The 22,760-nt window shown below is 70.4% G+C and carries 13 protein-coding genes and 3 rRNA genes; 8 read left to right on the top strand and 8 right to left on the bottom strand.

Annotated features, from left to right (window positions below; genetic code table 11):
* Positions 1-117: 117 nt before the first annotated feature.
* The 5 genes from rrf to QE405_RS19570 all read right to left on the bottom strand — a co-directional run bounded on the left by rrf (position 118) and on the right by QE405_RS19570 (position 8,550).
* Positions 118-234, bottom strand: a 5S ribosomal RNA gene (gene rrf, locus QE405_RS19590).
* 228 nt (positions 235-462) lie between these two features.
* Positions 463-3,591, bottom strand: a 23S ribosomal RNA gene (locus QE405_RS19585).
* A gap of 471 nt (positions 3,592-4,062) precedes the next feature.
* Positions 4,063-5,588, bottom strand: a 16S ribosomal RNA gene (locus QE405_RS19580).
* The 16S, 23S and 5S rRNA genes sit together here, the layout of an rRNA operon.
* A gap of 630 nt (positions 5,589-6,218) precedes the next feature.
* Positions 6,219-7,490: a tyrosine--tRNA ligase gene (gene tyrS / locus QE405_RS19575; protein WP_307204397.1), complete on the bottom strand. Its 1,272-nt coding sequence runs from the start codon at positions 7,488-7,490 to the stop codon at positions 6,219-6,221.
* A gap of 61 nt (positions 7,491-7,551) precedes the next feature.
* Positions 7,552-8,550: an ADP-ribosylglycohydrolase family protein gene (locus QE405_RS19570; protein ID WP_307204395.1), complete on the bottom strand. Its 999-nt coding sequence runs from the start codon at positions 8,548-8,550 to the stop codon at positions 7,552-7,554.
* Positions 8,551-8,684: 134 nt separating this feature from the next.
* Here QE405_RS19570 and QE405_RS19565 point away from each other — a divergent pair, with 134 nt between their 5' ends.
* Positions 8,685-9,566 (top strand): bile acid:sodium symporter family protein, encoded by an 882-nt coding sequence (locus QE405_RS19565; RefSeq protein ID WP_307204393.1) that lies wholly within the window; start codon positions 8,685-8,687, stop codon positions 9,564-9,566.
* Between the two features lie 55 nt (positions 9,567-9,621).
* A complete protein-coding gene (locus tag QE405_RS19560) occupies positions 9,622-10,815 on the top strand; it encodes a PP2C family protein-serine/threonine phosphatase (RefSeq protein ID WP_307204391.1) in 1,194 nt (397 codons plus the stop codon).
* A gap of 18 nt (positions 10,816-10,833) precedes the next feature.
* On the opposite strand, the gene QE405_RS19555 is transcribed toward QE405_RS19560, so the two are convergent.
* Complete coding sequence (locus QE405_RS19555) at positions 10,834-11,547, bottom strand: transporter substrate-binding domain-containing protein (protein WP_307204390.1); 714 nt, start codon at positions 11,545-11,547, stop codon at positions 10,834-10,836.
* 169 nt (positions 11,548-11,716) lie between these two features.
* On the opposite strand from QE405_RS19555, the gene QE405_RS19550 reads away from it, so the two are divergent.
* The 5 genes from QE405_RS19550 to QE405_RS19530 are packed head-to-tail and all read left to right on the top strand — an operon-like array spanning position 11,717 to position 16,835.
* Complete coding sequence (locus QE405_RS19550) at positions 11,717-12,766, top strand: glycosyltransferase (protein WP_307204388.1); 1,050 nt, start codon at positions 11,717-11,719, stop codon at positions 12,764-12,766.
* A complete protein-coding gene (locus tag QE405_RS19545; protein ID WP_307204386.1) occupies positions 12,763-13,767 on the top strand; it encodes a glycosyltransferase in 1,005 nt (334 codons plus the stop codon). The genes QE405_RS19550 and QE405_RS19545 overlap by 4 nt, the downstream gene beginning before the upstream one ends.
* Positions 13,764-14,573: a glycosyltransferase family 2 protein gene (locus tag QE405_RS19540; RefSeq protein ID WP_307204384.1), complete on the top strand. Its 810-nt coding sequence runs from the start codon at positions 13,764-13,766 to the stop codon at positions 14,571-14,573. Before QE405_RS19545 ends, QE405_RS19540 begins: the two co-directional genes overlap by 4 nt.
* Positions 14,566-15,558 carry a hypothetical protein gene (locus QE405_RS19535; RefSeq protein WP_307204381.1) on the top strand — a complete coding sequence of 331 codons (993 nt, stop codon included), beginning with the start codon at positions 14,566-14,568 and terminating at the stop codon, positions 15,556-15,558. Before QE405_RS19540 ends, QE405_RS19535 begins: the two co-directional genes overlap by 8 nt.
* Positions 15,555-16,835, top strand: a complete 1,281-nt coding sequence (locus QE405_RS19530) for a glycosyltransferase (protein ID WP_307204379.1) — start codon at positions 15,555-15,557, stop codon at positions 16,833-16,835. Before QE405_RS19535 ends, QE405_RS19530 begins: the two co-directional genes overlap by 4 nt.
* On the opposite strand, the gene QE405_RS19525 is transcribed toward QE405_RS19530, so the two are convergent.
* Positions 16,823-17,959, bottom strand: coding sequence for a glycosyltransferase family 1 protein (locus QE405_RS19525; protein ID WP_307204377.1), 1,137 nt, complete (start codon positions 17,957-17,959; stop codon positions 16,823-16,825). The genes QE405_RS19530 and QE405_RS19525 overlap by 13 nt on opposite strands.
* Positions 17,960-17,976: 17 nt before the next feature.
* Between QE405_RS19525 and QE405_RS19520 the strand changes: the two genes are divergently transcribed.
* The gene (locus tag QE405_RS19520; RefSeq protein WP_307204375.1) at positions 17,977-18,915 is read left to right on the top strand and encodes a WcbI family polysaccharide biosynthesis putative acetyltransferase; all 939 of its coding nucleotides are present in this window, start codon (positions 17,977-17,979) and stop codon (positions 18,913-18,915) included.
* A gap of 72 nt (positions 18,916-18,987) precedes the next feature.
* Here the strand turns inward: QE405_RS19520 and QE405_RS19515 are convergent, their stop codons facing one another.
* Positions 18,988-22,545 (bottom strand): alpha/beta hydrolase family protein, encoded by a 3,558-nt coding sequence (locus QE405_RS19515; RefSeq protein WP_307204373.1) that lies wholly within the window; start codon positions 22,543-22,545, stop codon positions 18,988-18,990.
* Positions 22,546-22,760 lie beyond the last annotated feature (215 nt).

The raw sequence follows: 22,760 nt of genomic DNA, 5'->3' as shown, positions 1-22,760 counted from the left end.
CCTGCTCCGCCACTGTCCGACTCCTCAACGCTGGAACCACCCGCATGCTGCGGGCACGCAAACAAGAGTAGGGGTTGTCGTGACCCGAAGGTCACGACAACCCCTACTAGAAGAAATGTCCGGCGGCGTCCTACTCTCCCACGACCTCTCGGTCGCAGTACCATCGGCGCTGAAAGGCTTAACTTCCGGGTTCGGAATGGGACCGGGTGTTTCCCTCTCGCTATGACCGCCGTAACTCTATTGACTTGACACCCACCCGCACACCACCCCAGGCAGCCCCGCTAGGGGGTCAACTGGATGGTTCGGATATTGGTGTGTTGTCTCAGACACCAGACAGTGGACGCGAACACTCACAAAAAGTTTCTCAATAACGCTTCGGCAGCACACACAGATTCTGCATGTCCTCTTCACAACACCCCACCAGTGCTACCGGTGTCGGGTTTGTGTGGTGATGATGGCTTGTATGACAAGCCCTCGGCCTATTAGTACCGGTCGGCTAGGCATTACTGCTGTACACCTCCGGCCTATCAACCCAGTCATCTACTGGGGGCCTTAACCCATCAAGTGGGTGGGAAACCTCATCTTGAAACGTGCTTCCCGCTTAGATGCATTCAGCGGTTATCACTCCCGAACGTAGCTAACCAGCCGTGCCCTTGGCAGAACAACTGGCACACCAGAGGTTCGTCCATCCCGGTCCTCTCGTACTAGGGACAGCCTTTCTCAAGTTTCCTACGCGCGCGGCGGATAGGGACCGAACTGTCTCACGACGTTCTAAACCCAGCTCGCGTGCCGCTTTAATGGGCGAACAGCCCAACCCTTGGGACCTACTCCAGCCCCAGGATGCGACGAGCCGACATCGAGGTGCCAAACCATCCCGTCGATATGGACTCTTGGGGAAGATCAGCCTGTTATCCCCGGGGTACCTTTTATCCGTTGAGCGACGCCGCTTCCACATGCCAGCGCCGGATCACTAGTTCCGACTTTCGTCCCTGCTCGACATGTCTGTCTCACAGTCAAGCTCCCTTGTGCACTTACACTCAACACCTGATTGCCAACCAGGCTGAGGGAACCTTTGAGCGCCTCCGTTACATTTTAGGAGGCAACCGCCCCAGTTAAACTACCCATCAGGCACTGTCCCTGATCCAGATAATGGACCTAGGTTAGACATCTAGTACGACCAGAGTGGTATTTCAACGTTGACTCCACCCCAACTGGCGTCGAGGTTTCACAGTCTCCCACCTATCCTACACAAGCCGAACCAAACACCAATACCAAACTATAGTAAAGGTCCCGGGGTCTTTCCGTCCTGCCGCGCGTAACGAGCATCTTTACTCGTAGTGCAATTTCGCCGAGTCCACGGTTGAGACAGCGCCCAAGTCGTTACTCCATTCGTGCAGGTCGGAACTTACCCGACAAGGAATTTCGCTACCTTAGGATGGTTATAGTTACCACCGCCGTTTACTGGGGCTTAAGTTCTCAGCTTCGACACACAAGGCGTCTAACCGGTCCCCTTAACCTTCCAGCACCGGGCAGGAGTCAGTCCGTATACATCGTCTTACAACTTCGCACGGACCTGTGTTTTTAATAAACAGTCGCTTGGGCCTGGTCTCTGCGGCCATCACCGCTACCACCAGCAAGTGGTGTCACGGATCCGGCCCCCCTTCTCCCGAAGTTACGGGGGCATTTTGCCGAGTTCCTTAACCATGGTTCGCTCGATCGCCTTGGTATTCTCTACCTGATCACCTGAGTCGGTTTGGGGTACGGGCGGCTCGTAACTCGCTAGAGGTTTTTCTCGACAGCATAGGATCATCGGCTTCCCCCATACGGGGTCCCCATCAAGTCTCAGGATCGTGATCAAACACAACCACCCGGATTTGCCTAAGTGGTTCCCTACACTCTTAGCCACGGAACAACCATCGCCGTGGTCCGACTACCTTCCTGCGTCACCCCATCACTTGACTACTACCAGCTCGGGTCCCGCGCTACGCCCGCGCGCCTCACCCCGAAGGGATCAGTCACACGGGTTTCGGACGGTTAGCATCACCAGGTTCGTCATGGGCGCTACTTCGCCGGTACGGGAATATCAACCCGTTGTCCATCGACTACGCCTGTCGGCCTCGCCTTAGGTCCCGACTTACCCAGGGCAGATTAGCTTGACCCTGGAACCCTTGATCATTCGGCGCACGTGTTTCTCACACGTGATTCGCTACTCATGCCTGCATTCTCACTCGTGTCGCATCCACGGCTGGATCACTCCGCCGCTTCACCCGCGACACGACGCTCCCCTACCCATCCACACACCCGTTAAGGCTCCTCACTCAAGAGGATGTGAATGCCATAGCTTCGGCGGATGACTTGAGCCCCGCTACATTGTCGGCGCGGAATCACTTGACCAGTGAGCTATTACGCACTCTTTCAAGGGTGGCTGCTTCCAAGCCAACCTCCTGGTTGTCACTGCGACTCCACATCCTTTTCCACTTAGTCACCGCTTAGGGGCCTTAGCTGATGGTCTGGGCTGTTTCCCTCTCGACTACGGAGCTTATCCCCCGCAGTCTCACTGCTACGCTCTCACGCCACGGCATTCGGAGTTTGGTTAACGTCAGTAACCTGGTCGGGCCCATCGGCTATCCAGTGCTCTACCTCCGTGGCGAAACACGTAACGCTGCACCTAAATGCATTTCGGGGAGAACCAGCTATCACGGAGTTTGATTGGCCTTTCACCCCTATCCACAGGTCATCCCCTCCATTTTCAACTGAAGTGGGTTCGGTCCTCCACGCAGTCTTACCCACGCTTCAACCTGCCCATGGATAGATCACTCCGCTTCGGGTCTTGATCGTGCTACTCAAACGCCCTATTCGGACTCGCTTTCGCTACGGCTTCCCCACACGGGTTAACCTCGCAACACAACGCAAACTCGCAGGCTCATTCTTCAAAAGGCACGCTATCACCCCGAACGAATTCAAGGCTCTAACGGATTGTAGGCACACGGTTTCAGGTACTATTTCACTCCCCGCCAGGGGTACTTTTCATCTTTCCCTCACGGTACTTGTCCGCTATCGGTCACCGAGGAGTATTTAGGCTTAACGGGTGGTCCCGCCAGATTCACACGGAATTTCAGGGGTTCCGTGTTACTTGGGAATACGTCCACACAGCCAGAGCTTTACGTCTACGGGGCTATCACCCTCTACGGCCCCACTTTCCAATGGGCTTCGACTTCGACTCTGGTTTCTTACTGTGCGACCGGCCGGCAGACCGATCAAAACGCACCCCACAACCCCACATACGCAACCCCTGCCGGGTATCACACGTACATGGTTTAGCCTCTTCCGCTTTCGCTCGCCACTACTCACGGAATCACTGTTGTTTTCTCTTCCTACCGGTACTGAGATGTTTCACTTCCCGGTGTTCCCTCCACACACCCTATATATTCAGGTGCAGGTAACTGGACATGACTCCAGCTGGGTTTCCCCATTCGGACATCCCCGGATCAACGCTCGGTTGCCAACTCCCCAGGGCTTATCGCAGGCTCCAACGTCCTTCATCGGCTCTCGGTGCCAAGACATCCACCATGTGCCCTTAATAGCTTGTCAAACAAACCACAACACAACACAACCCCCAATCAAAGGGCATATGCTGCGAAAAGAAACGCTGCAAAATCTATCGCAAACTACCAAGCACTATTAATAAGATGCTCGCGTCCACTGTCCAGTTCTCAAACAACACACCCACCAACCCCCCACCACCAACCAACCGGCCAGATGACGGGACAAAGGAGGCAACCCCACCCCATGAGGAGCAGAGCCCTTGGTACTGAAGCATCACTCGCGTGATCCCTCAGGACCCAACAGTGCGCCACACAGACAAACCCCCACCCCGACAACCCACACCCTCCACACAACACCCCCAGCAAAACCAAGAGCACTGCAGTACTAGCGCAGGACCACCAGAGAAACAGGCAAGTCCTTCATCGACGATTCCACAAAAGAGCCGCCACACAACTAAGAGCCCCCACACCATTGTTGGTGCAAGCAGCAGACGTGTGACTGATAAAAGCTCCTTAGAAAGGAGGTGATCCAGCCGCACCTTCCGGTACGGCTACCTTGTTACGACTTCGTCCCAATCGCCAGCCCCACCTTCGACGGCTCCCTCCCACAAGGGGTTAGGCCACCGGCTTCGGGTGTTGCCGACTTTCGTGACGTGACGGGCGGTGTGTACAAGGCCCGGGAACGTATTCACCGCAGCGTTGCTGATCTGCGATTACTAGCGACTCCGACTTCATGGGGTCGAGTTGCAGACCCCAATCCGAACTGAGACCGGCTTTTTGGGATTCGCTCCCCCTCACGGGATCGCAGCCCTTTGTACCGGCCATTGTAGCATGCGTGAAGCCCTGGACATAAGGGGCATGATGACTTGACGTCATCCCCACCTTCCTCCGAGTTGACCCCGGCAGTCTCCTATGAGTCCCCACCACCCCGAAAGGCGTGCTGGCAACATAGGACGAGGGTTGCGCTCGTTGCGGGACTTAACCCAACATCTCACGACACGAGCTGACGACAGCCATGCACCACCTGTACACCGGCCAAAAGGAGGCCACATCTCTGCAGCTTTCCGGCGTATGTCAAACCCAGGTAAGGTTCTTCGCGTTGCATCGAATTAATCCGCATGCTCCGCCGCTTGTGCGGGCCCCCGTCAATTCCTTTGAGTTTTAGCCTTGCGGCCGTACTCCCCAGGCGGGGCGCTTAATGCGTTAGCTGCGGCACGGAACCCGTGGAATGGATCCCACACCTAGCGCCCAACGTTTACGGTGTGGACTACCAGGGTATCTAATCCTGTTCGCTCCCCACACTTTCGCTCCTCAGCGTCAGGTAATGCCCAGAGAACCGCCTTCGCCACCGGTGTTCCTCCTGATATCTGCGCATTTCACCGCTACACCAGGAATTCCATTCTCCCCTGCATACCTCTAGTCTGCCCGTATCGGAAGCAAGCCAGGTGTTAAGCACCTGGTTTTCACTCCCGACGCGACAAACCGCCTACGAGCCCTTTACGCCCAATAATTCCGGACAACGCTCGGACCCTACGTATTACCGCGGCTGCTGGCACGTAGTTGGCCGGTCCTTCTTCTCCCCTTACCGTCACTTGCGCTTCGTCAGAGGTGAAAGAGGTTTACAACCCGAAGGCCGTCATCCCTCACGCGGCGTTGCTGGATCAGGCTTTCGCCCATTGTCCAATATTCCCCACTGCTGCCTCCCGTAGGAGTCTGGGCCGTGTCTCAGTCCCAGTGTGGCCGGTCACCCTCTCAGGCCGGCTACCCGTCGAAGCCTTGGTGAGCCACTACCTCACCAACAAGCTGATAGGCCGCGAGCACATCCCTCACCACTAAACGCTTTCCACCACACCCCATGCGAGACGTGGTCATATCAAGTATTAGCCGCAGCTTCCCGCGGTTATCCCTGAGTGAGGGGCAGATTACTCACGTGTTACTCACCCGTTCGCCGCTCGAGTACCCCGAAGGGCCTTTCCGCTCGACTTGCATGTGTTAAGCACGCCGCCAGCGTTCGTCCTGAGCCAGGATCAAACTCTCCATTGAAAACAAAACACGAGAAAACCCGTGCTTCACCAATAAACAGAGCCATCTTCCTGACAGAAACAAACACCGACATCCATATAGACATCGATATCATCGTCTCCACCAAAGAAACATCAACCCCACCCCACAACCAGCCATAGGCCAGCCGAAGAGCAGAGCCGACGAGGCAAAAACAAACAAACTAATTCGTCGACTTATATGACACACTGTTGAGTTCTCAAGAATCACACGCGCACCGCTTGACCGAGGTTTCCCTCAGCCCCTCGGGGCTAACGAGGTGGAACATTACCGGAGAATTTCCCAGATGCAAACTCGGGCGTTTTCTCCGATTCACCGCATACTTCGTAAACCTCTTGATCGGCTGGTTTCGCACGCGGCGAACCCGGCCTCTTCCGAGGCTTGCTCAGTAGTTGGTGGTTACCCCTGCCGGGAGCCCGGCCTCTCGGCCTTGCTCCCCGTCGCGTTCGGGGCAACGAGGAAGAACATTACGTCCGGACGACGGGACGGTCAACTCGGGGCGACGTGACCTGGGCCACGTGTGCTTGACGGGCCCCGACCGAGCCCTTGCCAGGGCCTCAAACGCAGCGTGGGCCCGCCTTCCGGCGGGCCCACGTGGGCGACGTACGTCGGTCAGACCAGCTCCACGCCGGCCAGGTTCTTCTTGCCCCGGCGCAGCACGAGCCATCCCCCGTCGAGGGCGTGCTCCGGACCGGGCACGAGGTCGGGGTCGGTGACGCGCTCGTTGTTGAGGTAGGCCCCGCCCTCCCCCACGGTGCGCCGGGCCTCCCCCTTGCTCTTCGCCAACCCGGACGCGACCAGCAGGTCGACGATGCCGAGCCGACCCTCGCCGGCCGGGGCCGTGACCGCCCCCGCCTCGCGGAGGGCGGCGCCCAGCGTCGTACCCGGGAGAGCGGTGAGGTCGCCGCCGCCGAAGAGGGCGGCGGAGGCCGCCTCGATCCGGGCGGTCTCCTCGGCACCGTGCACGAGCGTCGTCACGTGCGCGGCCAACGCCTTCTGCCCCAACCGGAGGTAGGGCTTCTCCGCGCTCTCGGCCTCGAGGGACTCGATCTCCTCGTGGTCGAGGAAGGTGAAGACCCGCAGGAGCTCGCCGACCTTGGCGTCCTCCACGTTGAGCCAGAACTGGTAGAAGGCGTAGGGCGACAGCATCTCGGGGTCGAGCCAGAGGGCACCGCCCTCCGACTTGCCGTACTTGGTGCCGTCGGCCTTCGTGATCAGCGGGGTGGAGAAGGCGTGGACGTGGCCCCCGTCCGCGCGGCGCACCAGCTCGACGCCGCCCGTCAGGTTGCCCCACTGGTCGGAGCCGCCGAACTGCAGCGTGATCCCGTGGTCGCGGTGGAGGTTGAGGTAGTCCATCGACTGCAGCAGCACGTAGCTGAACTCCGTGAAGCTGATGCCCGACTCCAGGCGCCGCTTCACCGTCTCACGGGCGAGCATCCGGTTGACCGGGAAGTGCTTGCCGATGTCGCGGAGGAAGTCGATGGTCGACAGCGACGCGGTCCAGTCGTGGTTGTTGACCATCGTCGCGGCGTGGGGACCGTCGAAGTCGAGGAACCGCTCGAGCTGCGCCCGGAGCCGCTCCACCCACTCCTTCACGGTCTCGGCGCTGTTGAGCGTGCGCTCCCCCGAGTCGCGGGGGTCACCGATGAGCCCGGTGGCTCCGCCCACCAGCAGGTACGGCGTGTGCCCGGCCTCCTGGAGGCGCCGTGCGGTGAGGATCTGCACGAGGTTGCCCAGGTGCAGGCTGGGGGCGGTCGGGTCGAAGCCCACGTAGTAGCGGACGCTGCCCGTGCCCAGGTGCTCGTGGAGGGCGTCACGATCCGTGGAGTTCGCGACGAGGCCGCGCCACTCCAGGTCGTCGAGGACGTTCGCGTGCGTGGACAACCGACTGCCTCTCTCTCGCGTCCGGTCGCTGCCGGACGGCTGGCCGTCCTTCGGCCAGGGGTCAGTCTGCCCCATCGCCCCGCACGGTGCGCCGCGCGAGCGCGACGAGGCCTGCGGCGCCGGGCCCTTCGGCCGGCCCGTCGCCCGGCCACCCGTGCAGCAGGCGGGCCCACGCGGTGGGCACCGCCGCCGCTCCCCAGCGCGCACCGAGCAGTGCGCCGGCGATCGCGGCCACGGTGTCGGTGTCGCCACCGATCCGGATCGCCGTGGCGAGGGCGTGCTGCAGGTGGTCCGCGGGGCGGTCGACGGGCACGGGCGTGCGCACCACCGACGACCACGCCGCCTGCAGCGCCCCACCGGCCCAGGAGTTGCTGGTGAAGGTGCGCGGGTCCTGGGCCTCCGCCTCGTCCAGCATCGCCAGCCAGCGGCGGCGAGCGTCCTCCGGCAGGTGGCCCAGCTCGTCCCGGGCGCCGTCGAGCGTGCCGTCCAGCACCGCGTGCCGCACGAGGAGGCACCAGGTGGCCGCGGCCTCCCCGGCGAGGGGGTCGTGGTGGGTGAGGGCGCTGACGGCGTACGCCGCGGTGACGAGCGCCGCCGGGTCGTCGAGGTGCGCGAGGGCCACCGGCGCGGTGCGCATCAGGGAGCCGTTGCCGGCCGACCGCCCCGTGCGCGCGTGCACGGCGTCGGCGGCGGCACGCATCGTCGCCGCCGTCGGGTGCCGGCCCGCCGCCTCGAGCACCGCGCGCGTCTGGATGCCGACGTCGGGCGGGCTCGCGGCGTACCAGTCGGCGAAGCGTTGGGCGATCGCGTCGAGCGCGGCCTCGGTGCGCAGGTCGGCCCCGGTGGCCGCCACCTCGGCGATCGCGACTGCCTGCGCGGTGTCGTCGGTCCACTCCCCCGGAGCGAAGCCGCCGAGACCGCCCCCGATCATGCGGGGCGCCTCCCCGGGGGGAGGCAGGGGCGCGGAGTCGAACTCGTAGCCCGCCCCCAGCGCGTCGCCCGCAGCGCTCGCGACCAGCACCCCCGCGGCGCGGTCGATCTGCGCGGACGTCGGGTCCATCCGGTCCTCCTCGGGCTCGTGCGGCGCGGGCCACGGTAGCACTAATTGTCACTTCGACATTTAGATGGTGCAGCGACATCGGCGTGTGACCCGTGCCACAGTGCAGCCACTGCGCACCCGAGGAGGACCCACGGATGGACGACTCGCTCCTGACCATCGGCCTGCCGATCGCCCTGGCCGTCATCATGTTCGGCCTGGGGCTGACGCTGACGGTCGGCGACTTCCTCCGGATCGGGCGGGACCCCAAGCCGGTGGTGCTCTCGCTGGGGGCCCAGCTGCTCCTCCTGCCCGCGATCTGCTTCGGCCTCGTGCTCGCCTTCGACCTCGAGCCGCTGCTGGCGGTGGGGATGATGCTGCTCGCCGCGTCGCCGGGCGGCACGACGGCCAGCCTGTTCGCCCACCTCTTCCGGGGCGACGTCGCCCTCAACATCACCCTGACGGCCGTCAACTCCGTCATCGCGATCGTGACGTTGCCCCTCGTGGTCAACCTGGCGCTGGGCTACTTCGAGCCCGGTGGGCCCGAGTCCCTCGGCCTCCAGCTCGGGAAGACGGTGCAGGTCTTCGCGATCGTGCTCGTGCCGGTGCTCGCCGGCATGGCGGTGCGCACCAGCGCGCCGGCGTTCGCCGACCGCGCCGACCGTCCGGTGCGCATCGCGTCGGCCGTGGTGCTCGTCGTCGTCATCGTCGGTGCGCTGCTCGCCGACGAGAACGTGGGTGACTACCTCGCGCAGGTCGGGGTCGTCACGACCCTCTTCTGCGCGATCAGCCTGACCCTGGGCTACCTCGTCCCGCGGGCGGCGGGGATCGACGCCCGCCAGTCGCTCTCGTCGTGCTTCGAGGTCGGTCTGCACAACAGCACCCTCGCCATCACCATCGCCCTCGGCGTGCTGGGCAACGAGACGCTGGCGGTGCCGGCCGCGGTCTACGGCGTGCTCATGTTCCCGCTCGCCGTGGTGGCCGGAACCGTGCTGCGCCGACGGGTCGCACGCGAGCCGGAACCGGCGCAGATGGCCTAGTCTGCGGGGGTGGTGTAGCCCTCGCCGCGACCTCCCCGCTCCCGAGGCTGCCCCCATGACCTCCTCCCTCGACGACCCCCTCGACGACCCCCTCGCCGTCGCCGACGGCGCCGACGAGACGCTCGAGTCGGCGCTCGAGCGCGTGCGCACGCTCATGGACGCGCAGACCGCCACCGTGCTGCTGCTCGACGTGCCGTCCGGCAAGCTGCGGCCCGCGGCCGCGATCGGGTTCGGCCGCCGCTGGCGCACCGCCTCCCACGTGGCGCTCGGCGAGGGCTTCGCGGGGCGCATCGCGGCGACGCGCACCGCCCAGGTCGTCGACCTCGCCGCGGGAGCCACGGTCGTCAACCCGTTGCTCCTCACCAGCGGCGTCGCCAGCCTCCTCGGCGTACCGCTGCTGTCGCGCGGGCGGCTGCTCGGGGTGGTCCACGTCGGCTACCACCAGCGGCGCTCGTTCAGCAGCGAGGACGTCGCCGACCTGGAGCTCGCCGCCGCGAGCGTCGTCCGCACCATCGAGACCCACGACGCCCACGACGCGCACCTGTCGGCCCTCGTGCTCCAGCGCAGCTTCCTGCCCACCCTCCGCGACGTGGACGGCCTCGAGATGGCGGCGCGGTACCTGCCGGCGGACGGTGACTTCGGCGGGGACTGGTACGACGTGTTCCCGCTCCCGGGCGGCCGCCTCGGCGTCGTGATGGGCGACGTCATGGGGCACGGGCTCCAGGCCTCGATCGTCATGGGTCGGCTGCGCAGCGTGCTGCGGGCGCACGCCCTCGAGGAGGACGACCCGGCCGTCGTGCTCCGGCTCCTCGACCGGACGCTGTGCCACTTCGAGGAGGGGACGACGGCGACGGTGCTCTACGCCGTGACCGCTCCGCCGTTCGCCGAGCTGCGCGTCAGCAACGCCGGCCACCCGCCGCCGGTCCGCGCGCGGGTCGGTGGCGTCGAGGGCGCGGCGATCGAGCCCGACCCGCTCCTCGGCTTCGACCCGGACGCCCGGCGCACCACGACGGTGCTGGACCTGGCGCCCGGGGAGGCGCTGGCGCTGTTCACCGACGGGCTGGTCGACCTCCCGGCCCACGACGACGGGCAGGACCCCTACTGGGAGCGGCTGTCCCGCATCGCCCAGTCGTTCTCCGCCGAGGACCACCCCGAGACCGCGTGCACGCGGATCCTGGCGGAGACGGTCGGCGACGACGGCACCGAGGACGACGTGGCCCTGCTCGTGCTCCGGCGGCCGCCGGACTAGGGGCCTCAGCCGGGGCCCTCAGGCGGGGACCGTGGCGACCTGTCCGGCCCGCTCCAGGCTGTCCGCGACGAACCCGCTGGCCTTGAGCTCGGCCACGACGGCGTCGACCTCCGTCGCGGTGGCGTCCGAGACGCTCCGCGGCAGGGCGACGGCCTGGCTGATCTGCTGGAACGCCGGCTCGAGCACGCGGAGGCCGTGCTCCGCGGCGTACGCCTCCACGGGTTGTCGCACGCCCGCCAGCACGTCGAGGTCCTGCTCCTCGAAGACCTCGTGGGCCTCGTCGCCGCGCACGATGGTCGCGGCGGTGAGCGTGCGGGTGAGGTAGAGGTCGTAGGCCGACCCGCGGCGTACGCCGATGGTCGTGCCGGCGGCGTCCACCGCGGCGCTGCTCGTGACGGAGGCGTCCGGCCGGACCGCGTGCACGCCCTCGATCTGCACGTAGGGGACCGTGAACCGCACGCCCTCCTCGCGGGCCGGCTCGACGGCGAGGAAGCCGAGCGACGCGCGGCCCTCGACGAGCGCCGCGTAGGCGTCGCGGGCGGCGCCCACGGTCAGCAGCTCGACCTCCACCCCGAGCCGCTGCGCGACCTCGTGCGCGATGTCGACGGTCACGCCCGTCGGTGCGTCGGCCGTGCCCTGCACCAGGACCGGGTTGCCGAGGTTGAGCACGACGCGGAGGACGCCCTCGGGCGCGAGCTCGCGGACGACGTCTTCCTTGGAGGGCGTGGTCATGATCAGCAGCCTAGGCAGGCCCGCCCACCGACACCGGCCGGCGGCGGAGGGGGAGGCGGGGGTCACACGGCTACCGCGGCGCGCATCGGGTACCGCCCGCGGCAGGGCCCAACCCCGGCCCCCGGCTCCACGACGACGAGAGGACAAGGGACACGACGTGAGGATCTGCGTGGTCGCATCGAGCCGATTCCCCCTGGCGGAGCCGTTCGCCGGTGGGCTCGAGGCGCACAGCCACCAGCTGGTGCTGGAGCTGCGGCGCCGCGGTCACGAGGTGGTCGTGTTCGCCGCCCCCGGGTCCGACGCGGCGCTCGGCGCGACCGCCCTGCCGGTGCAGCCCTTCGTGGCGACGCCCGAGGCCCGGGCCGACGTGGCTGCCCCGCCGGACCGCTGGATGGAGGAGCACCACGCCTACCTCGACCTCATGCTCAGCCTGCGGGACGCGGACGTCGACGTCATCCACAACAACAGCCTCCACCACCTCCCGATCGCGCTCTCGCCGCTCGTGGCGGCACCGGTCGTCACGACCCTGCACACCCCGCCTCTCCCCTGGCTCGAGTCCGCGATCCGGTTCGCCTCCCCCCGCGCGCGCTTCATCGCGGTGAGCGCGGCCATGGCCGCCGGCTGGGCGCCGACCACCGAATCGGTGGTCGTGCCCAACGGGATCGACCCGTTGCGCTGGCGCGTCGGCCCCGGAGGGCCGCGCGCGGTCTGGGTGGGCCGGCTCGTGCCCGAGAAGGCCCCGCACCTGGCGATCGCCGCGGCCCGGCGGGCCGGGATCGGGCTCGACCTCGTCGGACCGATCGGGGACCGGGGGTACGTCGCGCGGGAGGTCGCGCCGTACCTGGGCGAGCAGGTGCGGCACGTCGGGCACCTCGCCCACCGTGACCTCGACGTCGTGCTCGGCCGGGCCGCGGTCGCGGTCGTGACCCCTGCGTGGGACGAGCCGTTCGGCCTCGTCGCCGTCGAGGCCATGGCGGCCGGCACGCCCGTGGCCGCCTTCGCCCGCGGCGCCCTCGCGGAGATCGTCGACGCCACGTCGGGCCGGCTCGCCCCGCCCGACGACGTCGACGCGCTCGCCCAGGCCATGCACGACGCCGCCCGGCTCGACCGCGGCCAGGTGCGACGCCGCGTGGAGGACGCGTTCTCGCTGACGGCGATGGTGGACGCCTACGAGCAGGTGTACGCGGAGGCCGTGACCACCCTGCCGGCCGCGGCGTGAGCGCGGGGCTGCGCGTCGGCTGGTACGTCCACCACCACGGCCACGGTCACCTGCACCGTGCCCTCGCTGTGGCGACCGTGCTGGCGGCGGACGGCGCCGAGGTGACCGTGCTGGGTTCCCGCCCGGCCGAGCCGCACCCGGCGGTCGCGGCGTGGGTCGCGCTGCCCCGCGACGACGGGGGCGAGGTGCGGGCGGTGACCGCCAACGGCACGTTGCACTGGGCACCACGGCACCACGACGGGCTGCGGGCCCGGATGCACGCCATCTCGGCCTGGATCGCCACGGCCCGCCCCGACGTCGTGGTCTGCGACGTCTCGCAGGAGGTCGCGCTGCTGTGCCGGCTCCACGGCGTGCCGGTCGTCTCCGTCGTCCAGCCCGGGGACCGCTCCGACGCCCCCCACCTGACCGGGCTGCGCGCCGCGGACGTGCTCGTCGCCTGCTGGCCCGCGGCGGCCGGGATGCTGGTCGAGGGCCTGCCCCCGGAGGTCGCGGCGCGGGTCGTGCCGGTGGGCGGGCTCTCGCGCTTCCCGGTGACGGCCGGAACGGTGACCCGCCGCGACGAGGTCGTCGTGCTGGGCGGCTCCGGCGGCGCCGCGTGGACCAGCGACCAGCTCGACGGGCTGCGCCGGGAGGCGGGGCGTCCGGTGCGCGAGCTCGGCGGGGCGGGCGGGTGGGACCCCGATCCCGCGGCCGCCCTGGCCGCTGCGGCCGTCGTCGTCGTGCACGCCGGGCAGAACGCGCTGGCCGAGGTGGCCGCCGCGCGGGTGCCGGCCGTCGTCGTGCCGGCCGCCCGGCCCCACGACGAGCAGCACGCCACCGCCCGGGCGCTGGCGGCGGGCGACTGGCCGGTCCGGGTGCTGCCCGCCCTCGAGCACGACGACTGGCCCGCCCTCCTGGCCGAGGTGGCCGCCCTCGACGGTCGGCGCTGGGCCGGCTGGTGCGACGGCGGCGCCGCGACCCGGTTCGCCGACGTGGTGCGCGCGGTGGGGGGCCGGCGATGACCCGCACCGCGGTGCTCACCGTCGTGCACGGCCGGGCCGAGCACCTCGCCGCGCAGGAACGCTCGCTGGCCGCCGGGACGCGCGCCCCCAACGTACGGGTGGTCGTGGCGCTCGGCGACCCCGCGCTCACCGGGCCGGACGTCGTGCACCTGCCTGCCGATCCCGCCGCGCTGCCCCTCGCGGCCGGGCGCAACCTCGCCGCCCGCACGGCCCTCGAGGCGGGAGCCGAGGTGCTCGTGTTCCTCGACGTCGACTGCATGGTCGGGGCGGGGACGGTCGCGGCGTACGCGGCGGCGGCAGCCGAGCACCGCCGGACCGTCTGGTCGGGACCGGTCACCTACCTCCCGGCCGAGGCGCGCCCCTACCGGCTCGCCGACCTGCCCCGCCTCGACGCGCCGCACGCGGCGCGCCCCGCGCCGGCTGCCGGCGAGCAGGTCGCCGAGGAGCGCTGGGAGCTGTTCTGGTCGCTGTCGTTCGCCCTGCACCGCGAGGCGTGGGACGCGAGCGGGGGGTTCGACGAGGCGTACGCCGGCTACGGCGCCGAGGACACCGACTTCGGGCAGCGCTGCGCCCGCGCGGGGCTCGACCTGCGCTGGGACGGATCGGCGCGCGCCTACCACCAGCACCACCCGGTCTCCCGGCCACCTGTGGAGCACGCGGCCGACATCGTGCGCAACGGGCGGCTCTTCGCGGAGCGCTGGGGCTGGTGGCCGATGGCCGGGTGGCTGGAGGAGATGGCGGAGCTGGGCGTCGTGCGGCGTCGGGACGAGGGATGGGAGCTGGTGGACGGTGACGGGCGTGGATGACCTGCCGGTGACGCTGGCGCTCGGCGACGACACGCACGGGGTGACCCGGTTCGCGCTCGAGGTCGCCCGCTGGACGGGCGCGCGGGTGGCGCGGAGCGCCGACGACCTGCCGACCGGCAGCCGGGTGCACCTCCACGTCACGGACCGTGTGCTGGGACCCGACCCGGTCTCCGCGGGACGCGCCGCCGTGGCGCTCGCGCGGCGCCACGAGCTGACGGTGACGCTGCACGACGTGCCGCAGCGCACCGACGGCGACGGGTTCCTGCGCCGGGTCGACTGCTACCGCGCCGTGCTCGGCGTCGCCGCCGGTTGGGTCGTCAGCTCCCACCACGAGCGCGCGCTCGTCGAGCGCTGGTGCCACCCGCGCACGCCCGGACACGTCGTGCCGCTGCCGGTGGTGCCGCTGGAGGGTGCGGCCGTGCGGCCCGCCACGGGCGGTCCGCTCTCGGTCGGCGTCTTCGGATTCGTCTACCCGGGCAAGGGCCACGCCGAGGCCCTCGCCGCGATCGCGGCACTGCCGCCGTCACCGACGCGCGGCCCGGTGGAGCTCCGGGTGCTGGGCGCCGCCGCGGCCGGGCATGCGGCCGACCTGGAGGCGCTGGTACGGCGCGGGCGCGACCTCGGCGTACCCGTCCGCGTGACGGGTCGGGTGCCCGAGCCCGCGGTGGCGAGCGCGCTGCGGGACGTCACCGTGCCCGTCGTGGCCCACCGGAACGTCTCCGCGTCCGGCAGCCAGAACTCGTGGATCGCCGCCGGGCGGCGGCCGCTCGTGCGGGACGGGGTCTACGCCCGGGAGATGGCGGCGCTACGCCCCGGGACGACCACCCTCTTCACGGACCCGGACCTCGGGACCGCCGTCGCGACGGCGCTGGCCGACCCGGCGTCGACGTGGGTGGCGGCCGGGGTGCCGGTCGGACCCGGGCCCGCGGAGGTCGCCGTCGCCTACCGCCGCTGGTGGCGGGACGTCGCGGAGGAGGCCGCGTGACGCGCCCGCCCTGGGGGACGACCGTCCCCGGCAACCGCTGGGACCTGGCGGACGTCCGAGCCGAGCCCGGGTCGCACCGGTCGGTCAGCGTGGTGGTCCCCCACTTCGAGCAGCCCGCGCAGCTGGCGCGCACGCTGGCGGCACTGGACGCGCAGACGGTGCGCCCCGACGAGGTGCTCGTCGCGGACGACGGATCGGCGGTGCCGCCCGCGGTGCCTCCCGGGGTGCGGCTCCTGCGCCAGGAGGACCGCGGGTTCCGGGCGGCGGCGGCGCGGAACCTGGCCGCCGCGTCCGCCTCCGGCGACCTGCTCGTCTTCCTCGACGCGGACACCACGCCCGAGCCGCGGTACCTCGAGGAGCTGACCCGCTTGCCCGCCCGTCTCCCCGAGCTGGTCGCCGTCGGGCGTCGCCGCCACGCGACGCTCGAGGGCCTGCCCGTCGACGCTCCCCTGCCGCCGCCCGCGGAGCGGCACCTGCCCGAGCCGGCGTGGCTCGCGGACGCCCACGCCGGCAGCCGCGACCTGCTCGACGCCGATGCGACCGGCTTCCGCTTCGTGATCTCCGCGGTGCTCGCCTGCTCGCGGTGGTGGTTCGAGGAGCTGGGTGGCTTCGACGCGACGTTCGTCGGCTACGGCGGGGAGGACTGGGAGCTGGCGCACCGCTCCTGGCTCGCCGGCGGTCTCGTGGCCCACGTGCCGACCGCGGTGGCCTGGCACGACGGCCCCGACGCCGGTGCCGCACCGCGCACCGCCGACGCCGGCACGGCCGAGGCGACCGGGGTCGCGGACCGCGTCGCCGTGCCGGGTGTGGCCTGGCGGGGGTTGCTGCGGGGACCGGTGGACGTGGTGGTCGACCTGCCCGGGGCCCTGACACCCACCGACCTGCTCGTCACCGTCGACGCACTGCTGGCCGCGCTGCCGCGCGTCCGCGTGGTGCTCGACGACGAGCAGCGTCGGGTGGTCGGGACCGATCCGCGGGTCCACGGGTGCGCGGAGGCCGCCGACCTGTTCGCGTCGGCGCGGCTCCACGTCCGGCTCCGCGCGGGCGTCGTGGGCGGGGCCGCGGCGTACGAGGAGCTGCTGGGAGCCGTCGACGGCTCCTGCGCGACGTGGGTCGTGAACGACGGCGCCGCCGAGGTGCGGGACCTGCGGCTGCACCGGCGCGCGGCGCGGTGGGACCGCCCCGACCTCGTGGGCGTCGGTCACGTCGAGGTGGCGGGGCTGCGTCGCCTCCCGGCGGGCGCCCGGCTGGACGCCCACCTCGGTCAGTGGCTGTGAACCCGCTCGGCGGCCCGGCGGACGGCGCGGGCGTAGACCGCGTCGTGCGCGGCCGCGACCTCCTGGCGCTGGCGCTCCCGCTCCGCCACGGTGATCGGCGGACGGGGCCCCCGGTCGCGGACCGCCTCGAGCGCCGCGACGAGGGAGCCGACGTCGACGGACCCGTCCGCGGCGTGGCGGTAGACGTCGACGGGGCCCTGGTCCGCGTAGTACCCGAGGTCGGGGGCCAGCACGTCGGTGCCGAGGTCGCGGCACATCTCGAGCCAGCCGGAGTGCGTGCCGAAGCGGTAGGGCAGCACGGAGACGTCGAGGGCGACGAGCTGCGCGTGGAGCGCCGCGTCGTCGAGGTAGTCGTGGACCCGCACCTCGACGCCGGGCACGGTCGCGGCTCGCTCGAGGAGGGCGACGGCCGCCGGATCGTGCCGCGGGTGCTCGGGAGCGAGCACGTCGCGGTGCAGGGCGATCTCGAGCGTCGTGCCCGGCACCTGCGGCACCGCCGCGAGCAGGCCCTCGAGCACCGGCACCGCCGCGACGTTGGGACGCAGGCTCTTGAGGCTGACGCCCACGCGGACGGGCTCGCCCGGGCGTCGCGGACGCCGGCGGGACTGCCAGGACCGCATCTCGTCCAGCGGCACGACGTGGGGGTGCGGCACGACGACGGACGTGCGGCCCCAGCGCCGCTCGACCTCGGCGGCGGCGCCCGCGGTGAGGGTGACGAGCCCGTCCGCGGCCGGGACCAGCACCCCGAGCTGCGCGAGGTGGGCGGTGCGGTCGGTGAGGTGGGGGTTGTGGAGGTCGTGCACGGTGAGCACGAGCGCGCGGCCGGTCCGTCGCAGCGTCGCCACCAGCTCCTCGAGCTGCGCGGGGGTGCGGCCCTCGAACCCGAAGTGGACGTGGAGGACGTCGGCGTCCACCCGCTCCGTGCGGGCGGCGTCGAGCAGCACCGGCGGCCACCAGTGGCCCGTCGGCACACCGTGCTCGTCCTCACCGGGCGGGTCGTCGAGACGCACCGGCCCGGGCCGGTCGAGGGGAGCGAGATGACGGACGTAGGCGTGGTCCGCGGGGACGGACGCGACGACGAGCCTCCGGTCGGGGGCCGGTGGGTGGTCGGGCGTGACGGTCACGGTCCCAGGTCTACCCGATGAGCCGCAGCGAGGCCGAGCAGCGGCACTACGCCGCGTTCCACGAGCTGGCCGTGCGGGTGGACGACGCGCCCACCGACGGCCCCGAGGCCACCGACCCGTCGCTCCCCCAGCTCGTGGTGATGGGCAACTGCCAGGCGGAGTCGCTGCGCCTGCTGCTCCGCGGGCCGGACGTGCGGACCGTGCGCGTCCCGCCGGCCCACGAGCTCACCGCCGACGACGTCCCGCGCCTCCAGCGCCTGCTCGCCCGCACCGACCTGTTCGTGAGCCAGCCCATCGGTGACGGCTACCGCGGCCTGCCGATCGGCACCGACCAGCTGGCCGAGCACCTGCCCGCCGACGCGCGGACGGCGCTGGTGACGCCGATCCGCTACCACGGCCTCCACCCGTGGCACGTCGTGGCGCACCCGCCGGGGCTGGAGGACCCGGACCCGCCGGTCGTGGCCTACCACGACCTGCGGGTGGTGACCGGTCGCTCCCACGGGAGCCGGACCGAGCCACCGCCGGGCGCCGTCGAGGAGGTCGGTCGACGCTCGGTCGCCGAGCTGGAGCGCCGCGAGGCGCTGCACGGGTCGGTGGTGGTCTCCGACCTCTTCGCGACGCCCCGGCGGGACATGATGCGCACGGTCAACCACCCCGGCAACAGCATCCTCGAACCGGTGGCCGCTCGGCTGCGGGAGGCCCTGGGGCTCGACCCCGCCCCACCCGGGCTCGAGCGACCGGTCCTCGACGCGGTGCACGCGCCGGTGGAGGCCCCGGTCGTCGCGGCGTGGGGGCTCGACGGCGACCCCGAGCCCGACTGGCGCGTGCAGGGCGAGCGCGTCCCCGCGTCGTACGTCGCGGTGGAGCACGAGGCGTTCTACCGGCGCCGGCCGGCCGTCGCCACGCTGCTGCGGCGGAGGTTCGCCGAGCTGATCGAGGTGCTCGGGCTGGGGTGAGGCAGACGCGGACCGGCCCCCGTCCCCTGCCGCGCGGCAGGGGACGGGGGCCGGTCGTCACCGGACGCCGGATCAGCGCACGGTGAAGGTGCGGCTCTGGCTCGCGCCCAGGGACAGGGCGTCACCGCCGTAGGCGATGTCGGCCCGGTAGGAGCCCCGCGGCAGGGCCGGGAGGTTGACCCGGACCGTGCCGTCGCTCAGCCGCTGCACGCCCGACCACCACACCCCGCGGCCGCTGGAGGTGTAGAGACGCACCACCATCGGACCGGCGGGACGCGCGACCTGACCGGCCCCGTCGCCGACGAACGCGGCGCCGACGAGGAAGCTGCTCCCCCGCGTCGGGGTCGGCAGGGTGGGGAGCGAGTTGCCGAGCGACACGCGGCCCTTGGAGACCGTCACGACCACGCCGCCCTGGGCGGGCATCGCCGTGTCGCTGCCGGCGTAGCGGAGCCCGACCCGGTAGGTGCCCGGCTTCCAGCTGGCCGGGAGGCGCAGGGTGGCCGTCCCGTCGACGATCTCGCCGGTGGCGACGACGCCGCCGTTGGCGGTGCCCCAGCGGGCCTCGACCACACCGGTGGGTGCCGCGGCCCCCTCACCCGTGGACACGTTCACCGCGACGACGGCGGACTGGGCGTACCGTCCCGCGGCCGTGGCCGGGGCGGTGAGCGTCGTCGCGTCACGGACGGAGGTCGTGCCCGTCGTGGTGCGGGTGGTGCCCGCGCCCGTCGCGGTCAGCACGATGGCACCCCGCGCGATGTCCGCCGGGACGGCCAGCTCGGCCGTGGCGGTGCCGTCGGCATCCGCGACCACCGTGACCGGCTCGAGCCCGGCACCCGTCACCCTGACCGACTCGCCGGCGCGGAAGCCGGTGGCCGTCACGGTCAGGGGCGCGCCGGGAACCGCGTCGGCCGCGACCTGGAGCGTGCCGCCGCGCAGGTCGGCGAGCTCGGCACACGGGTCGCCGCTGACGCCCACGGGGGGCAGCTCGGTGGCGACCGAGCCGTTCTGCGCCGGCACGATGCCGTCGTCCTCGCGGATGGTGGCGAAGACGATGGCGTCGGCCCCCATGACGCCGCCCGCGGTGTTGATGACCGACGCCTTGACCTGCGTCGAGGCGGAGGTGCTGGGCGTGCGGTCGCCGTTCACCGCGGCGGTGACGACGCGGCAGGTCTGGCCCGGGGCGAACACGACACGCTCCATGGCCGCTCCCGCGCGGGAGGTGGTCGAGCCGAGCAGCGACACGAAACCGGTCACCGGCTCGTCGGCCGGAGCGTCCAGGTAGACCGCGATGTCGGTCGTGCCGGGCGCACTGCCCTCCTCGGTCGCCGGCGCGAACACGCTGACCGTCGGGAGGTCCTCCACCGCCAGGTCACCCACCGCGGACGTCTCGAACGCCAGGTCGGAGAGGTAGGCGGCACCGGCCGCGGTCCCGTCCTCACCGGCCACGCCCGTGAGGCTGACCTCGCGGAGGTCCGTCGTGTCGAGGCCGGCCTCGGCCACCACGTCGAGCGGCAGCGCGAGCTGCTGGAGCACGATCTTGCCGAGCGTCGTGGCGCTGGTCGTCGTCGCCGATGCCGGGAGACGACGCAGCGCCTGCGGGTTCAGCGCGGAGACAGGCTGGCTCCACCGCTGGCCCTGGCCGTCGATGAGGCCGAGCGTCAGGTCGGTCGCGCCGACCACCGTCTCGTCCGCGGCCAGCTTGAGCGACAGGCGCTCGTACGCCGAGGCGTCGCGCTGGGCGGCCGGGATCGTCACCCGCACGCCGGCACCGGGGGCGGTCCACGCGAGGCGGGTCATCGGGCTCGCCGGCACGTTCGCGCCGTTGGACGCCGGCGTCCAGTGCGGCACCTGCGCCGAGGCGGACGTGGTGGCGCAGGCCGGGAGCGTCTGCGTCACGGTGCGACCCGCCAGGGAGGCGCACACCGTCGCCGTCGCGCCCGAGGTCGTGCGGATGAGCGAACCGGTCCGCTCGAACGAGGCGATGGTGGAGCGCGCCGAGCCCGGGGCCGTGGCCTGCGTGCGGACGTCCTCGTCACCGAGGGCGGCCGGCACGGCGCCCGTGCCGTCGAACATCGGCAGGAACTGCTCCTCGCCGCCGAGGGTCAGGCGGAACCAGGCCGTCATGTAGGACGTGCCCTGGTCGTACTGCTCCTGCGCCGTCATGCGGATCGACGTCGCAGCGGTGCTCGGCGCGGTGCCGCAGATCGGCTCCGTCGCGCGGGCGCTGGCGGGGTTGGTGCCGCTCCAGTCGTCGCTGACGCTGTAGCGGTAGACGCCCGGCGTCCAGACCGTGTTGTAGAAGTTGTGGTTCGCACCCATCACCCAGGTGCCGGCCCGCAGCGCGTCGTCACCGAAGGCGTAGCGGCTGTCGTCCAGCATGTGCTGGCCCTGCTGGTTGCTGACGTCACCGTCGCAGTAGGGCAGCAGCACGTTCATGGCGAGCCCGGGCACCGTCATCCGGCCGAAGTCCACCGGAGCCAGGGGCAGCACGGACGTGAAGCCGAAGGGCGTCTCGCGCGCACCGTTGAGCACGGCGGCGGACGTGACGCCCTCGCCGCCCCGGGAGTGACCCATGAGGCCGACGTTGGTGAGGTCGAAGCGACCGACGAGGTCGGTGGCCGTCATGGGGTCGAGCCCGTCGTAGCCGTCGACGAAGCCCTCGGCCCGCTGCGCGACCGCGGCCTCGCCGAGCTCGAAGGCCTCGTCGAGCGAGACGTCGGCGCCGGTGGCGGCGTCGCGGTAGGAGACCGCCTCGCCGGCCGAGGCGTCCTGCAGCATGTCGAGCGTGTCGAGCACGAGCTGGCCCCGGGCCCGGGCGCCCTGGTCGGCGGCGAGCTGGTTGTCGTTCGCGTTGATCGCGTTGGCCGAGACCGACACCACCGCGTAGCCGTGGCTCGCCAGGGCGCGGGCGGTGCCGTCGTACCCGAGGTAGCTCGGGATCGAGAGCTGGGTGGCGGAGCAGGGCCACCGGGCGGGGTTAGCGTCGCCGGTGCCGTAGCAGTAGCTGTGGCGGCCGTGGAGCAGCACCACGGTGGGCCGCGCGCCGCCTCCCTCGGGCAGGTAGACCTTGCCCTCCAGCTCGCCGCGGATGCCGCCGATGCCCGCGAGGTCGATGGCCTGGTCGCCGAACTTGTAGACGGCCTCGTCCCACGCCTGGTCGCCCAGGGCGGCCGGGTCGTCGGCGAGGGCGGCCAGCGCCTCGGCCTCCTCGGCGGGTACGTCGAGGGCCTCGGGCGTCGCGGCCGGAGCGCCGGCCGGGTCCGTCGCGGACCAGCCCGCTGCCGCGGTGCGCGCCTGCAGCACCGCCGGGTCGGTCGTGAAGACGTTGAGGCTGCGACCGTCGGCGGCCTCCGTCGCGACGCCGAGCGACTCGCCGTCGACCACGATGGTCGGCGCGTCGGAGACGATCGGCAGGGGCTCGTCGAGCTCGACCGTCACCTCGTAGCCACCGGCCACGGGCTCGACGGTCCAGTTGTCACCCCCGGGCGCGGCCGACGCGGGGGCGGTGCCGGCGAGGGCCGGCAACGCTGCGGCGCCGAGCGCCAGGGAGACGAGGAAGCGCGAACCTGCTCGGGTGCGGCGCGTCGAGGAGACCCCCGACGACCGCTGGACAGCACGTGGAGAAGACAAGGCAGACCTCTCGTGGGGGATGAAGGTGAGGTCCGCTGCACGGCCCGAGCCTGTGAGGGACCTGAGGAACCTAAGAGCGCGCTGTTTCAGGTGCGTTTCCGGAGTGCGTCAGTCCGGATCCGGCGTTCCGGGTCCTTCCTGCCCCCCGCCTGGGTGGCCCACCCGTGCATGACCGAGGGCTCCGCGGGGCAGGGACCTGCGCCGTACCGCCCACC

Source organism: Nocardioides zeae, assembly GCF_030818655.1.
GTDB classification, from domain to species: Bacteria; Actinomycetota; Actinomycetes; order Propionibacteriales; family Nocardioidaceae; genus Nocardioides; species Nocardioides zeae_A.
Note: the sequence above shows the minus strand (reverse complement) of the source record. Positions and strands in the feature narration are given on the sequence as shown.